Below are 14034 nucleotides of genomic sequence, written 5' to 3' on the forward strand. Positions count from 1 at the left end.
TAATGTTTGGGTCATTCACATCATCGTCTGGATGGGCTGCGGCACTCTCCACTCGGCGATGATGTGCTTATGTTGTTTCTATGTTTTGTTAGGATGTCTCTACGTCTTTATGCGGCTGTTTTCACCGACTGTTGAATATCGCCCATCATCTTCTCCGGATTGTAATCAACGCCCTTGCTGAGAATGGCGTAGAATACACGGATGAGTTTTCCACAGAGGGCAACAATGGATTGCATCTTGTTTAGCGGGTTCTTTTCCCTGGTCAGGTTGCGGTGGTGCAGTTCCCTAAACTCCGGATTCTTGCCCAGGATGGCGATCATGGTCATGAACAGCCCATGTCGTAACCGCTTCCGTCCCCGGTGACTGATGGTGGTCTTTCCTTTGTGCTTGCCGGAACTGTTCTCTACCAGGTTGAAGCCGGCCAGCTTTTGTATCTGCCGTGGGTCTTCGAACCTGTGGATATCACCGGTTTCACCGACAAAGGTTGTGGCTGTAACCAAACCAACTCCCTTGATGCCCAAGAGTTTGACTGCGTTCGGAACTTGAAGCAACAGTTCCAATATCAGTTGTTCCAAGCGTTCAAGCTGTACACAGTACAATTCGTACTCAGCAAGCAGGTTCTGCAAGCTGGCTTCTGAAGCTACATGGCCGTTGGTTCTGCCAATGCTGTTGGTTGCAGCTTTTACCAGCGCTTGTGCTCTTTTTATGCCCACAGAGCGCTTTACAACTGTCCTCCAGGTGGCCAGTATTTTGTCCGCGCCGGCTTCCAAAACCTTGGCTGGTGTAGAATATATCCGAAGCGTCAGAAGCGCCGTTTTTCCTGTCCATTTCTTGAATACACCGTCAAACTCTGGAAACCGGATATCCAGCCAGCGAACAACCCTGTTGTGGATAGCAGTTAGCTGCTTTTGCAGCCGCTCTCTTTCATCCACCGCTTCCCGTAGTTCTTGATAGATCTTGTCCGGGATGTACACCTCCCGGTAACGCCCGTCTTTCACCAGCATGGCGATTGTCTTCGGGTCCTTGCGGTCATTCTTGGTGGGGCTGTTGTCATCCAGTTCCTTGGTGCGTTTGACATGGAATGGGTTGACTATGGCCAGTTTATGGCCTTGGCGCTTGAGATGGTCACCCAATGAAAACCAGTAATGTCCAGTGGGCTCAAAGCCGGCGATGATTTCCGACTTTCCTTGCTGCTTGCAAATGTCCTGCATCCATCGGTCCAGGAGTTTAAATCCTTCCGCCGTGTTGCTGAATTTCAGCAGCTTACCCAGTTCAATCCCTCTGTAATCAAAGGCTCTGGCGTAGTGGGTTTCTTTCCCAATGTCGATTCCGACTACCAAGGTTTCAATTCTGATTTGCATAATCTTCTCGTTTTGTGTACGCTTCATGTAGAGGCGCCTCCTCAATTTTGGTTTTGTGCCTTCTTTTGCGGGATTAGCACATTACCATTGTATTGATGGGCGTCTCTTTTTTCAAAGGTCGTTTTTAATGATTACAGGAATGCTCCTTTGTAATTCTTGACCCCAAGGGAGAGATTTTACGGGATACCGGCAACCTGCTCCAAGCCAGGGGCTATGACATCAAGGTGCTGGACCTGATCAACATGCACCTCTCCCACTGCTACAATCCCTTTACTTACTTGCAGGACGACAAGGACGTCTTAAAGCTGGTCACCAACCTGATCCGCAACACCACGCCCAAGGGCAGCAATACCAACGACCCCTTTTGGGAACGCTCCGAAACCGCCCTCTTAGAGGCGCTTATTCTTTACCTGCTCTACGAAGCGCCGGGGGATGAGCGAAACTTCCCGATGGTCATGGAGATGATCGCCGCCGCCGAGGTGCGGGAAGAGGACGAAACCTACCAAAGTCCCCTGGACGAGCTGTTTGAGCGGCTGGCCATGCGGGAGCCGGAGCATCTGGCGGTCAAGCAGTACAACATCTTCAAGCTGGCGGCGGGCAAAACCGCCAAGTCCATTTTAATCAGCCTGGGTGTCCGGCTGGAGAAATTCAACCTGTCCACCATCGCGGGAATCACCACGGTGGATGAAATGGCGCTGCCCTCCATGGGGGAGAAAAAGACGGCCCTCTTTGCCGTGATCCCCGACAACGATTCGTCTTTTAATTTCATCGTCGGCATGCTTTACACCCAGCTTTTCCAGCAACTTTACTACCTGGCCGACCATGTTTACGGCGGCAGGCTGCCCCTGCACGTCCATTTCGTAATGGACGAATTTTCTAACGTCGCCCTGCCGGATGAATTCGATAAGCTCCTTTCCACCATGCGCAGCCGGGAGGTCAGCGTCTCCATCATCCTGCAAAACCTGGCCCAGCTTAAAGCCTTGTTCAAAGACACCTGGGAGTCCATCGTCGGCAACTGCGACGAATTCCTCTATCTGGGCGGCAACGAGCAAAGCACCCACAAGTATGTGTCCGAGCTTTTAGGCAAAGAAACCATCGACCTGAACACCTACGGGCAGAGCAAGGGCGCTCAGGGCAGCTATTCCACTAATTTTCAGTTGTCGGGCCGGGAGCTTCTCACCCCCGACGAAGTGCGGATGCTGGACAACCGCTACGCCCTGCTGTTCATCCGGGGCGAACACGCCGTCATGGACGACAAGTACGATATTCTCAAACATCCAAATTTAAAGCTGACCGTTGACGGCGACGGCCAATCCTATCGGCACGGCACCACGGAACACGCCCTGGACTGGAAGGCCGTGGCTTTAAAGGAAGACGGCGATTACGAACTTCTTTCCGAGGAAGAACTCGCAAGCCTGTCCCCATCATAAAAACAGGAGGAACGATTCTTATGAAAATGTTTGGAAAAACCAAAGGGGTTTTTGCCATTTGCTGGGTGCTGGTGTTAATGCTGATCCTTTTCGCCGTCCCAGCATACGCGGCTGACGACCCTCTGACAGTCGTCAATAACCTGTCAGAATTTATCTTCGGGCTGATCCGCGCCATCGGGATGATTCTCTTAGGCTTTGGCATTGTGCAGATCGGCCTGTCGCTAAAATCCCACGACCCAAGCCAGCGGGCCAACGGCTTTCTCACCCTGGCGGGCGGCGTCATCATCACCTTTGCCAAGGAAATCCTTAATCTCATCACAGGAGGTTGATTGCATTTGTTTAGCAAATTCCCCATCACGGAAAACATGCACATTCATTCTCTGGACGGCGAACTGCGGGAAGCTACTATCCTGGGACGGCTGGGCGACAACGATTATCTTGCCGAATATAGCGGCGTCAGGTGCCATGCCATCTACAACCCCTTTGTCAATCATTTCTATGTGGATGATAAGTATGGCGTCATCAGGGACAAGAAGTCCGGCAGAGACGCACCATGCCGGTAACGACACGAAAGCAAAGCCCGTGCTTCAGGCACGGGCTTTGCCTTGGAAACGAGGTGAGTTTATTTGGAAAGCAGCAACTGGGTGATTGAGAACCTGAACAACGCCCTGGGAACTTGGAACGAAAAGCTGGCGGAAATCTGGCAGCTTGTCACCCAGTCCCCTACGGAATTCCGAGGTGGCGGCATCTGGCACGTCATTGCAGATATCCACGGCGCGTTGCAGGCCATCGGCCTGGCCCTGCTGGTCTTGTTTTTTGTCATCGGCGTGGTGAAAACCTGCGGCAGCTTTGCGGAGGTGAAAAAGCCGGAACACGCCCTAAAGCTATTCATCCGCTTCGTTTTGGCAAAAGGTGTTGTGACCTATGGGCTGGAGCTGATGATGGCACTCTTTACCATTGCCCAGGGGATCGTCTCCACCATCATGGGCAGCGCGGGTTTCGGCACCACAAGCCAAGCTGTTTTACCGCAGGCCATCGTGCAGGCCGTCGAGGAGTGCAGCTTCTTGGCGAGCATCCCCCTGTGGGCGGTGACGATCATCGGGAGCCTGTTTATTACGGTGCTGTCCTTCATCATGATCTTGGCGGTATACGGTCGTTTTTTTAAATTGTTCTTATATACCGCCATCGCCCCCGTGCCGCTGGCCTCGTTCGCCGGGGAGCCCAGCCAGAGCATTGGCAAGGCATTCCTCAAAAGCTATGCCGCCGTCTGCCTGGAGGGGGCCATCATCGTCCTGGCCTGCGTTATCTTTTCCGTCTTTGCGGCCGCCCCGCCGGTGGTGGACGCCAGCGCCAGCGCCGTGACGATGGTGTGGAGCTATATCGGTGAGCTGGTTTTCAACATGCTGATCCTGGTCGGCGCGGTGAAGATGGCTGACCGGGTGGTGCGCGAAATGATGGGACTGTAATAGAAAGAAGGGATTAAAAATTGGATATAAAAACACTGCAATTCCATTGAAAGTATAGGAAAAGTCCTATCAAACTGGCAATAGATGTTCAATCTTATCAAATGAACGGCAATCTCTATATCGGATTGTGGTGGAAAAATAGTGGACAGTTTGAATCATTTACTGATCTGACCGTAAATCTTGGAAACAAGCTAAAACCAAATGAGGCTTATGTTAAGACATTCGATGAAAACGAAGGCTTGCTGGGTTTTATTTTGAAAAACCAGTTGGGAACACTTCTGCCGGAAAAAGGATATTCGGGATTTAACGAGTATTTGAAAATCGCTTTTGACATGGAACGCCTTAAAGAGTTTGACCCGGACGGCGTTAAAAATTATATGGAGTCACACGCCAAAGCGCAAAACAGGTCGGCCAAGAAAAAATCCGCCCCGGAGCGGTAAGCCGCAACCACCTCATTATGAATGAACGGAGGAAATCACAATGTCATACGGAAGAACAAAACCGAGCAATGAACCGCTGTCTGCAGAAAAGCTGACCGAAGAATTGAATAAATGTGTGGAATCGCAAACCACTATGAAAGAGGTCAATGCCTATTGGCGCAAGACCGGCACTTGCATGGGAGCGCCCGGTATTACTGAAGCGCAGGCAAAAAAGCTGGACGAGAAAATCGCAACCACGCACTATTCGTGGGAAAAGCAGCCCTTTTCCGCTTACGACCTTACAAACAACAACAGCAAAATCAAACGGCTGCAACAAAGCCTTGCCGAAGCGTCACGCGGTTTTGAGGGCTGGGAATTTAACGGCGGCCGCGCCGAAGCGAATACTGAAATGAACCGTTTGCAGCTTTTCTTTGATGAAAGGCCGAACGATAACCAACGTGCGCTTCTTAAAGCCAGCGGATTCAAATGGGCCCCGTCACAAGACGCGTGGCAGCGGCAGCTTACCGATAACGCCATCTATGCGGCTGGACGGCTGGACTTTATCAAGCCGTCAGACGGCAGGACGGTACGCGAACACCAGCCGAAAGCTCCGCAGCGGGATACTGAGGCGCGGTGATAATGGCGGAATCATAAAGAAGATACCGGAAATGAGATCCGGTATCTTCTTTATATATCCTTGAACTGAACGCCCTCTCCATAAACAACAGGTTCCCCCGTTCTTGGATCAAGCAAATCCCCCTGCTCGTTGAACCGAACCTTGTCAAGGGGTACGCCCATCTCTCTGGCCCGGCGGATCTGCCACGCGACATCATATTCCATGTATTTCTCGTCCCGTTTGCGCCGTATCGCCTTTATCAGAGACACAATCCAACTCAACACGGCCAGGCCGAGCAACGAGAACAGGATGATGTACGCCAAAGTCTCATGTTCCACCGCCCACTTGTTCAGCACGGTGCCGAAAAGCAGGAAGCAAAGGACGGGAATCGTCAGCCGGAGCTTTCCTGCCGCTTTGAAGATAAAAGAAAGAATGAGCAGTCCTACCGTAAGGCAAAGAGAAATAAGGGCCGCGGCTGCCGTAATGGTCACTCCTTTCCACATAAACCGTATATTTCCATTATATCACGCGGCGCAAGTGTAAAAAGTTATCGCTATGAAAGAGGTTGATATGAAAAAGCTCGATTTAAATGAAAAGCTGAAAATAGAGAAGGAAAAACTCAACAGGCTTGCCGATGAAGCCTGGGAAAAAGGTATCCCCCTCAATCAGGATGAGGCATTTATGGCGCAGAACCGCAAGGTTGATGCCTTGGTAGTTAAGATAATCAAGGAGGAAGAACGGCACAGGAAAAACAACAGGAACGATAAGACAACCAATCTGCTAGCGCTTCGTGAAAGAAGCGCTATTTTTTGTGGAGGTGATGATATTTGGAAGTCAAGATCAACCGGGAAATCCGGGACTATACCGAGAGCTTGTTTTTTGGACTGTCCATGCGGCAGTTCATTTTTTCTGTCCTGGCCGTCATCGTGGCCATCGGCATCTACTTCGGCCTGCGCGGCTTCTTCGGCACGGAAACCGTAAGCTGGATGTGCATTTTGGGGGCCGCCCCCTTTGCCGCCCTGGGCTTTATCAGTTATCACGGCATGACGGCGGAGCAGTTTTTGTGGGCCTACATCAAGTCGGAGTTTCTCCTGCCCAAGCGCCTGACCTTTCATCCGACCAACATCTATTACGAAGCCCTGAAGCCCACCCTGGAAAAACGCGAAAAGGAGGCTTGGAAACACCATGATTAAAACCCTGCAAAAAATCATGAAGCAGGACAAGGAAAGGTTTGTCGTCCCCAAGGGCGTGCAGCAGGCCATCCCCATTCGCACCATCTGGCCGGAGGGGATTTTTCAGGTAGGGAACAAGTTTTCCCGGACCTTTCGCTTTGCGGACATCAATTACGCCGTGGCCTCCAAGGAGGACAAGGAAGCCATGTTTCTGTCCTATTCGGAGCTTTTGAATTCCTTTGACAGCGGGGCGACCACCAAGATCACCATCAACAACCGCCGCCTGAACAAGACGGACTTTGAAAACTCCATTCTGATCCCCCTTCGGGAGGACGGGCTGGACGAGTACCGCCGGGAATACAACCGGATGCTTTTAGAGAAGGCCACCGGCGCGAACAGCATCGTGCAGGACAAATACGTCACCGTGTCGGTGGCAAAAAAGAACATTGAGGAAGCGCGGAACTACTTTTCCCGCATTGATACCGACCTCATCACCCATTTTTCCCACCTGGGCTCCAAATGCGTGGAGCTGGACGCCACCGACCGCCTGAGAATCCTGCACGACTTTTTCCGCTCCGGCGAGGAAACGTTTTTCCGTTTCGACCTGTCCGAAACCATGCGCAAGGGGCATGATTTCAAAGACTACATCTGCCCCGACACCCTGGAATTTGAACGCGATTATTTTCGCATGGGCGACAGGTTCGGGCGCGTCATCTTCCTGCGGGAGTACGCCAGCTTCATCAAGGACAGCATGGTGACCGAGCTGTGCGACTTAAACCGCAGCATGATGCTGTCCTTGGACATCATCCCCATCCCCACGGACGAGGCTGTGCGGGAGGTTGAAAACCGGTTGCTGGGCGTGGAGACCAACATCACCAACTGGCAGCGGCGGCAGAACCAAAACAACAACTTTTCCGCCGTGGTGCCCTACGATATGGAACAGCAAAGGAAAGAGAGCAAAGAATTTCTGGACGACCTGACCACCCGCGACCAGCGCATGATGTTCGCCGTTTTGACAATGGTGCATATCGCGGACAGCAAGGAGCAGCTTGACAGCGACACGGAAACCCTGCTGACCACGGCCAGAAAGCACCTGTGCCAATTCTCCCCCCTGACCTGGCAGCAGATGGACGGCCTGAACACGGTGCTACCCTACGGCCTGCGCAAAATTCACGCTATCCGGACCCTAACCACCGAAAGCACGGCGGTGTTAATCCCTTTTCGGGCGCAGGAAATCGCCCATAGCGGCGGCATTTACTATGGACAGAATGTGATCTCCAAAAATATGATTATCGCTAACCGCAAGCTGCTGCTCAACGGAAACAGCTTTATTTTAGGCGTATCCGGCTCCGGCAAATCCTTCACGGCCAAGCGGGAAATCGTCAACCAGATGCTGGCCGGTGACGACGACATCATCCTGATCGACCCGGAAAGGGAGTATTCCTCCCTTGTCAAAGCAATGGGCGGCGAGATCATCCATATTTCCGCCACCTCGAAAAACCACATCAACGCGATGGATATGAGCAAGGACTACGGCGACGGCGCTAACCCGGTCATCCTGAAATCGGAGTTCGTCCTGTCCCTGTGCGAGCAGCTCATCGGCGGCCAGAATCTGGGGGCGAAGCAGAAATCCCTGATCGACCGCTGCACCGCCAATATCTACCGAAAATACCTGCAAAGCAATTTCAAGGGGAAAACGCCCACCTTGCAGGACTTCCACGGGGAGCTTTTAAAGCAGGCGGAGCCGGAGGCCCAGGAAATCGCTTTGGCGATAGAGCTTTTTACCTCCGGCAGTCTGAACACCTTTGCCAAGCCCACCAATGTGGACGTGACTAGCCGCCTGATCTGCTACGACATTCTGGATTTAGGCAAGCAATTGCTGCCCATCGGGATGCTGGTGGTATTGGACAGCATCCTGAACCGCATCACCCAAAACCGGGCCAAGGGCAAAAACACCTTCATTATTATTGATGAAATCTACTTGCTCTTTCAGCATGAATACAGCGCCAACTTCCTGTTCACCCTCTGGAAGCGCGTCAGGAAGTACGGCGCTTTTTGCACCGGCATTACCCAGAACGTGGACGATCTTTTACAGAGCCACACGGCCCGGACCATGCTGGCCAACAGCGAATTCATTGTCATGCTCAACCAGGCCAGCACCGACCGCATGGAGTTGGCCAAGCTCCTGAACATTTCCGACCTCCAGCTTTCCTACATTACCAACGTGGACGCGGGCAACGGCCTTATTAAAGTAGGCAGCTCCCTGGTGCCCTTCACCGACCAATTCCCGCGCAACACCAAGCTCTATAACCTGATGACCACCAAGCCAAATGAAAAGTAAGCTCTTATGGAAAGTTTTAATGTGGAAAGGCTACTTTTCATATATTCATTTCACATCTCTTTTCATAATATTTTTGCTAAATGTTTGCCATTGTAAAGTGCTCCGCGCCTTATAAGCGAAAAAGCAACTCTTTTCAAAGAAAAAACAAGGAGGCTATATTCGTTGTGATAAAAAATAATCGAAAGAGTTTTGTTCTGCCAACGCCTGAATATCAGCCGTTGGCAGATTCTCTTTCCATAACCTATAACTTTTCATTTGGCCGGTTATGGATAGCTTTGCATAAAAAGCCGGGCGAACAGGCCCAAGGCTGAATCAAGCCGCCAAGCACCAACGGCTGGCCGTAATTTTCCGGCCAGCCGTTCATTTACTTTGAAGGAGGAAAACAAAATGGAACCCATCTTGTTTGCAGGCAGGGAACACAAGGCTTTTTTTAGCGAGATGCTGACCAAAACCCGCAATAATGACACCTACCACCGGGCGTTTTTTTACGCAATGGGCATCTGCGCGGAAACGAGGCGCAATATCCATGCCCTCTTTGATTTCCAGGAGGGCGGCATCAAATCGGAGGGCCTTGCGGCGGCGTGGCAGACGGGCGGAACCCGCCGCCTGTGCCGTCTGGCCTTCAACCTCTGGAATGGCTGGACGGAGGAAGGAAAGGAAAACCGTTTCACGCCTTACGAACTGTTTGACTGTGGCTTTGCCCCCTACTTTTTTGAAGCCATCCGGCTGCGTTATCCCGAATATTGCCGAAGCTTGGAACGCACCGCGCCCCATATTTTTGCAAAGGCGCGGTAGTCAGTAAACCCCGGAAGGAGGTTGGGCGCGTTGAAAGACATCAAAACCAAAGCCACCGTCAAAGACATTAAGGCGCTGGACAAAAGCCTTGATGTGACCCGCAGGGCGAAAAACACCTTTATCCGCACCAAGAATCAGGCCGAGCGGACGCAGCGACCGGAAGACGACAGCTATGTGGCGGATGCCGGGGATAAGGTAAAGGAAAGCGCGGAAACGGTCGGCAATGAAGCTGTTCACACGATAGGGCGTCAGGGCCAAAAGGCGGTTCAAAAAATCAAGGAACGCCGCAATTCTCCCTCGGACAGCCATCACGCCGATGCTGCCGACGGCCATGCTACAGAGCAGAACTCCTCCCCTTCCGAAACCGGGCGTCCCCAAACACGCCGGAGCGCCGTTTCCCAAGGAAGGCAAGCTGTCTCGCCCAAGGCCGGAAAAGCACCTGCACAGCCCCAATCTCCCGCGCAGGCCAAGCCAGCGGCCCGGCGAAAAGCCGTCCCATTTAAAGTGACGGAAAGAGGTAAACGAAAATATACCCTGGCCAAGCCCAACGAATTGGCAAAGCGCCGGTTTGTTCAGAGTCGGGCCAAGGCGCGGTTTACCCTAAACAGAGAAATTCAGGCGGCGGAAACCAAAACCGTCCAGACCATCCCAAGTCCCGTGTTCAGATCAGGCGGAAGTACAGCACGGTATACCGCCCCAACCGGCATCCGTGGCATCGGCAGCACCGTCCGGCCATCTGCCCGGTCCGGCAGCAAAACGGTCAAGGAAACTGCCAGGGACACCATTAAAACAGCGCAAAAATCGGTCAAGACCGCTGGGCAAACCGCCAAGACCGGTGCCAAAGCCTCTCAGGCGGCGGCCAAAACCGCCGCCCAAACCGCGCGGACCACCGCTAAAGCAGCGCAACGGGCGGCGCAGACGGCAAGGGCCACCGCCAAATTTACGATTCATATGGCAAAACTGACCGTCAAAGCCGCCGCCGTGCTGACCAAGGGATTGATTGCCCTGGTGGGCTCAGGCGGGGCTGTCCTTGCCCTATTCCTGATTATTATCGCCGTGGCCGCCTTGTTATCGTCTCCCTTTGGCGTTCTCTTTTCCGACGAGAACAAGGACGCGGGGGTAACGCCCGTTTCCGTGGTGATACAGGAAGTGAACGAGGAATACAACCAGCGGATAGAAGACATCAAAAACGACAACACCTGGGACACGCTGGATGTTCAATACGTGGGCACCGGAGGCAGCCGGGGCAATATCTGGATAGACATTCTGGCCGTGTTCGCCGTCAAAACTGCCCTGGCCGAAGACGGCATGGATGTCGTCACCATTGACCAGGCCCGTGTTGACCTCATCCGGGAAGTGTTTTGGGATATGACGGAAATTGACCACTGGACAGAAACCGTGGCGCATACCGACAGCGACGGGGAAACATGGTATGAGCGCGTTCTGCATATCGTCATCACCCAGCGAACCGCAGGGGAGCAGGCGGAAATCTACCGCTTTAACGACGACCAGAAGGAAGTACTGGAGGACCTTCTGAGCGGCGACTATGACCAGTATTTTATAGCCCTGATCACGGGTTTGAGACACCTGGGGGACGGGACGGAGGTTGTCGCGGAGGGCTTTTATATCTGGCCCAGCGCCGCCAGTGACTATGTAACTTCCTTTTTTGGCACCAGGCTGCACCCCATCCTGGGAGTCTACAAAACCCACAGCGGCATTGACATCGGGGCGGGATACGGAACGGCGGTACTGGCTGCCGCGGACGGCGTGGTCACAACCGCAGCTTACGACGCGGGCGGCTACGGAAACTATCTCATCATCGACCACGGCAACGGCAATATGACCCTTTACGCCCACATGAGCCAAATGAGCGCCGGTGTCGGACAAACGGTGACGCAGGGCCAGACCATAGGCTTCGTGGGCAGCACGGGATTATCCACGGGTCCGCATTTGCACTTTGAGGTTTATATCGGCGGCACCAGGGTTGACCCCCTGCTGTACTTCTCTAATTATACGGCGGCATGGTAAGGATTTGGCTGATTAAAAAATTGTTGACGACCATCCAAAAGATAACGGAGGTGTGATACCGATTGATTGGCTGTCACGCCATCGTGCTTTTTATTAGTGTTAAATTATACGAAAGGTGGAAGAAAGAATGGATTTAAAAACATTAAGAGAGTCGGAATATAGAAAGTGCGCGGGTTTACTGGCTGAATTGCTTGACTTGGACGGGGATACCAAAGAAAAAATTCAGAAATGCTTTCAGCGCATGGGAATCAGAAATTTTTTTCGGCATCTTGAATCGGCGGACTTAGCCCCTGAGACTTCCGGGAAGCTGCAAAGTATACAGGTCCTGATTGAGATATTAGATGACAAAAGGGGGCGGATATAATATGAGGCCAGACACACGCCATACCGAGAAATTTCTAAAAGGGCTGACAACCTTAACGGGTCTGCCCTACAAAAAGGTTCAGCGGTATGTAAAACAAAACAACCCCTTTAACATCTTGGAGCATCCCCGCATTATGGAACCAAATGAAAAGCAGCTCGAAAAGATCGGACTGCTCAACGAGTTCATTGCCTCCTACAACCTTTTGAAAATCTATGAGAGCAATGAAAAAATTACCTTCAATTCATCAACCGCGGCGGGCCAATATTTTTACGCCCTCTTAAGCGGGATGAAGGATAAAGAACGATTTATGGTCGCTTTTTTAGACAGGGGCAATAACGCAATCGAAATAAAAACCATGTCGGAAGGGAGTGTTGGGCAGACAGCCGTTTATCCGAGGGAAATCTTAAAATACGCCTTGGCCTGTGATTGCAATGCGGTCATTCTGGCCCATAACCATCCCGGAGGCTCCCGGAACTTTTCCCCGGAAGATCAAGCATTAACCCAGAGGATTGTGGATATTTTCCATCCTTTAGAGATCAAAGTCTTAGATCACATTATTGTGAGTGCCGGAAACTATTCTTCTATGGCGGAAAAAAAAAGTATACCTGACTTCTGTAAAGATAAAGCAAATTATGATGCGATTGCATTAGGCGCAATACCCGTGGCAGAAAAGCGAAATAGATTTCAAAATACCCGCTAATGGAAGAAAAAACGCCGCAATCTATAAGGTTACGGCGTTTCATACATATTTTTAAAAAGAAAGCGGGAGATTTTACTCCCCCGTTTCTTTGGCTTCTTGTATTCCCTTTGCGGTAGCCGCCATGATAATTAAATCCGCTTCCTCTAATCCGTCAAGCTGACTTTCAAGCTGGCGGCGGCGCGTTGTCTTTTCCGCGCCGGTATCCGGAAAAAAGAATTGGTCTACCGATATGTGAAACAAGGTGACAAGCTCATAGAATACCTGGAAAGCTCGGATGCTGTCCTTTGTTTTCAATGGACATAAGATAACGGGGCGCAAGTCCTACTTCTTGCGCCAACCGTTCCCGTGTCCAGCCTTTGCTTTCCCGCGCTTCTTTTATAGCCTGCCCGAAAGCCGAAAAGTCGTATTTACCTTCGTTACGCATTATCATATCACCCTATATCATTTTACAAGTCACCCAACGAAAGCTAAACGATGCGATATGATACACTATGTAGTTTTTTATATCTACCCTGAAAAATAATCTTTAACTGATTTGCGAAGGACAAAAAACGTCCTTCCAAACCTATTTTCAATAGGCCCAAATACTTTCAATAATACTCTTACTAAAATATCTAGTTTGCACCCCTAATTTCTTATGAATATCTAACCCACAACATCTTTGATAAACGACTTGTATGATACGCAGCTCCTTCTACGGCAGTAGACTTACTACGGCTGGTGCAGTAACCTCAAAGGAACAATATATTGGTTGAATGATTAATTTATTTCAAAGTATAATGAAGTTGACATTCATTTTCGGTTACAGTAAAGACTCTATCCTGAAAATACTATTTTCATCCTCTGATGGTGCCGCCCTGGCGGCATGGGTGTCTAAGGGGTATTATCATGAATAATGAACTTGAGATATTAAGTCTTAAAGAAAAATTCCATCGGTTCGGATACAAATACACAGACCAGCGTCAGCTGGTCTTGGACGTATTATCGGAACATCCCGACTTACACTTAAGCAGTGACGATATATGTGAATATCTCAAACAGAAGAAAATCAAGATGGGGCAATCCACTGTTTACCGGACGCTGTTGATACTGGAAAAAATGAAAATAGTAAGAAAAATGGATTTAAACGACGGTTTTACCAGATATGAGCTTTGTGATCATGAAGAAGAACATGCCCACCATCATCTAATCTGTTCCAAGTGTGGGTCCGTGACAGATATCAAAGGCGATTTATTGAATAACTTGGAGCAGCAAATATACCGAAGCTATGGTTTTAAGATCAATGATCATATCCTTAAATTCTTTGGGGAATGCAGAAATTGCCTAGATAAGAATTCGTAGC

At 50.9% G+C, this 14034-nt stretch carries 15 protein-coding genes and 2 pseudogenes; 14 read left to right on the top strand and 3 right to left on the bottom strand.

Going from position 1 to position 14034, the window contains the following annotated elements; all coding sequences use genetic code 11:
• Positions 1 to 107 precede the first annotated feature (107 nt).
• Positions 108 to 1388: an IS110 family transposase gene (locus tag ABDB91_RS04810; RefSeq protein ID WP_347487749.1), complete on the bottom strand. Its 1281-nt coding sequence runs from the start codon at positions 1386 to 1388 to the stop codon at positions 108 to 110.
• A gap of 116 nt (positions 1389 to 1504) precedes the next feature.
• On the opposite strand from ABDB91_RS04810, the pseudogene ABDB91_RS04815 reads away from it, so the two are divergent.
• The 6 genes and pseudogenes from ABDB91_RS04815 to ABDB91_RS04840 all read left to right on the top strand — a co-directional run.
• Positions 1505 to 2791 (top strand): annotated as a pseudogene (locus ABDB91_RS04815) (type IV secretory system conjugative DNA transfer family protein); the annotation flags it as partial.
• 77 nt (positions 2792 to 2868) lie between these two features.
• Positions 2869 to 3120, top strand: a complete 252-nt coding sequence (locus ABDB91_RS04820) for a glutamyl-tRNA amidotransferase (RefSeq protein WP_243120530.1) — start codon at positions 2869 to 2871, stop codon at positions 3118 to 3120.
• A gap of 6 nt (positions 3121 to 3126) precedes the next feature.
• On the top strand, positions 3127 to 3354 hold the full coding sequence (locus tag ABDB91_RS04825) for a hypothetical protein (RefSeq protein ID WP_347490488.1): 228 nt from the start codon (positions 3127 to 3129) through the stop codon (positions 3352 to 3354).
• 63 nt (positions 3355 to 3417) lie between these two features.
• Positions 3418 to 4257 carry a hypothetical protein gene (locus tag ABDB91_RS04830; RefSeq protein WP_347490489.1) on the top strand — a complete coding sequence of 280 codons (840 nt, stop codon included), beginning with the start codon at positions 3418 to 3420 and terminating at the stop codon, positions 4255 to 4257.
• An 80-nt stretch (positions 4258 to 4337) separates the two neighbouring features.
• Positions 4338 to 4697, top strand: a complete 360-nt coding sequence (locus ABDB91_RS04835; protein ID WP_347491531.1) for a DUF4313 domain-containing protein — start codon at positions 4338 to 4340, stop codon at positions 4695 to 4697.
• Between the two features lie 40 nt (positions 4698 to 4737).
• Positions 4738 to 5313 carry a hypothetical protein gene (locus ABDB91_RS04840; RefSeq protein WP_347490490.1) on the top strand — a complete coding sequence of 192 codons (576 nt, stop codon included), beginning with the start codon at positions 4738 to 4740 and terminating at the stop codon, positions 5311 to 5313.
• 50 nt (positions 5314 to 5363) lie between these two features.
• On the opposite strand, the gene ABDB91_RS04845 is transcribed toward ABDB91_RS04840, so the two are convergent.
• Positions 5364 to 5783 carry a hypothetical protein gene (locus tag ABDB91_RS04845; protein ID WP_347490491.1) on the bottom strand — a complete coding sequence of 140 codons (420 nt, stop codon included), beginning with the start codon at positions 5781 to 5783 and terminating at the stop codon, positions 5364 to 5366.
• 336 nt (positions 5784 to 6119) lie between these two features.
• On the opposite strand from ABDB91_RS04845, the gene ABDB91_RS04850 reads away from it, so the two are divergent.
• From ABDB91_RS04850 to ABDB91_RS04880, 7 genes are all read left to right on the top strand, one after another.
• Positions 6120 to 6485, top strand: coding sequence for a PrgI family protein (locus tag ABDB91_RS04850; RefSeq protein WP_347490492.1), 366 nt, complete (start codon positions 6120 to 6122; stop codon positions 6483 to 6485).
• A complete protein-coding gene (locus tag ABDB91_RS04855; protein WP_347490493.1) occupies positions 6478 to 8805 on the top strand; it encodes a DUF87 domain-containing protein in 2328 nt (775 codons plus the stop codon). Before ABDB91_RS04850 ends, ABDB91_RS04855 begins: the two co-directional genes overlap by 8 nt.
• Positions 8806 to 8969: 164 nt before the next feature.
• The gene (locus ABDB91_RS04860; protein WP_347490494.1) at positions 8970 to 9116 is read left to right on the top strand and encodes a hypothetical protein; all 147 of its coding nucleotides are present in this window, start codon (positions 8970 to 8972) and stop codon (positions 9114 to 9116) included.
• A gap of 76 nt (positions 9117 to 9192) precedes the next feature.
• A complete protein-coding gene (locus tag ABDB91_RS04865; RefSeq protein ID WP_347490495.1) occupies positions 9193 to 9600 on the top strand; it encodes a DUF6075 family protein in 408 nt (135 codons plus the stop codon).
• A gap of 30 nt (positions 9601 to 9630) precedes the next feature.
• Complete coding sequence (locus tag ABDB91_RS04870; protein ID WP_347490496.1) at positions 9631 to 11628, top strand: peptidoglycan DD-metalloendopeptidase family protein; 1998 nt, start codon at positions 9631 to 9633, stop codon at positions 11626 to 11628.
• A 127-nt stretch (positions 11629 to 11755) separates the two neighbouring features.
• Positions 11756 to 11992 carry a hypothetical protein gene (locus ABDB91_RS04875; protein WP_347490497.1) on the top strand — a complete coding sequence of 79 codons (237 nt, stop codon included), beginning with the start codon at positions 11756 to 11758 and terminating at the stop codon, positions 11990 to 11992.
• A 133-nt stretch (positions 11993 to 12125) separates the two neighbouring features.
• A complete protein-coding gene (locus ABDB91_RS04880) occupies positions 12126 to 12692 on the top strand; it encodes a JAB domain-containing protein (RefSeq protein ID WP_347490498.1) in 567 nt (188 codons plus the stop codon).
• Positions 12693 to 12764: 72 nt separating this feature from the next.
• On the opposite strand, the pseudogene ABDB91_RS04885 reads toward ABDB91_RS04880, so the two are convergent.
• Positions 12765 to 13116: pseudogene (locus ABDB91_RS04885) on the bottom strand (helix-turn-helix transcriptional regulator).
• A gap of 464 nt (positions 13117 to 13580) precedes the next feature.
• Between ABDB91_RS04885 and ABDB91_RS04890 the strand changes: the two are divergent.
• Positions 13581 to 14033, top strand: a complete 453-nt coding sequence (locus ABDB91_RS04890; RefSeq protein ID WP_347490499.1) for a Fur family transcriptional regulator — start codon at positions 13581 to 13583, stop codon at positions 14031 to 14033.
• The last annotated feature ends 1 nt before the right edge of the window (position 14034 follow it).

This window comes from Desulfoscipio sp. XC116, from assembly GCF_039851975.1.
GTDB lineage: Bacteria > Bacillota > Desulfotomaculia > Desulfotomaculales > Desulfallaceae > Sporotomaculum.

Excerpts from the sequence above, each read along its gene's own strand:
- ABDB91_RS04820 (WP_243120530.1), top strand. The coding sequence starts at position 2,869 with ATGCTGATCCTTTTCGCCGTCCCAGCATACGCGGCTGACGACCCTCTG.
- ABDB91_RS04890 (WP_347490499.1), top strand. The coding sequence starts at position 13,581 with ATGAATAATGAACTTGAGATATTAAGTCTTAAAGAAAAATTCCATCGG.
- ABDB91_RS04875 (WP_347490497.1), top strand. The coding sequence starts at position 11,756 with ATGGATTTAAAAACATTAAGAGAGTCGGAATATAGAAAGTGCGCGGGT.
- ABDB91_RS04880 (WP_347490498.1), top strand. The coding sequence starts at position 12,126 with ATGGAACCAAATGAAAAGCAGCTCGAAAAGATCGGACTGCTCAACGAG.
- ABDB91_RS04840 (WP_347490490.1), top strand. The coding sequence starts at position 4,738 with ATGTCATACGGAAGAACAAAACCGAGCAATGAACCGCTGTCTGCAGAA.
- ABDB91_RS04855 (WP_347490493.1), top strand. The coding sequence starts at position 6,478 with ATGATTAAAACCCTGCAAAAAATCATGAAGCAGGACAAGGAAAGGTTT.
- ABDB91_RS04810 (WP_347487749.1), bottom strand. The coding sequence starts at position 1,388 with ATGAAGCGTACACAAAACGAGAAGATTATGCAAATCAGAATTGAAACC.
- ABDB91_RS04865 (WP_347490495.1), top strand. The coding sequence starts at position 9,193 with ATGGAACCCATCTTGTTTGCAGGCAGGGAACACAAGGCTTTTTTTAGC.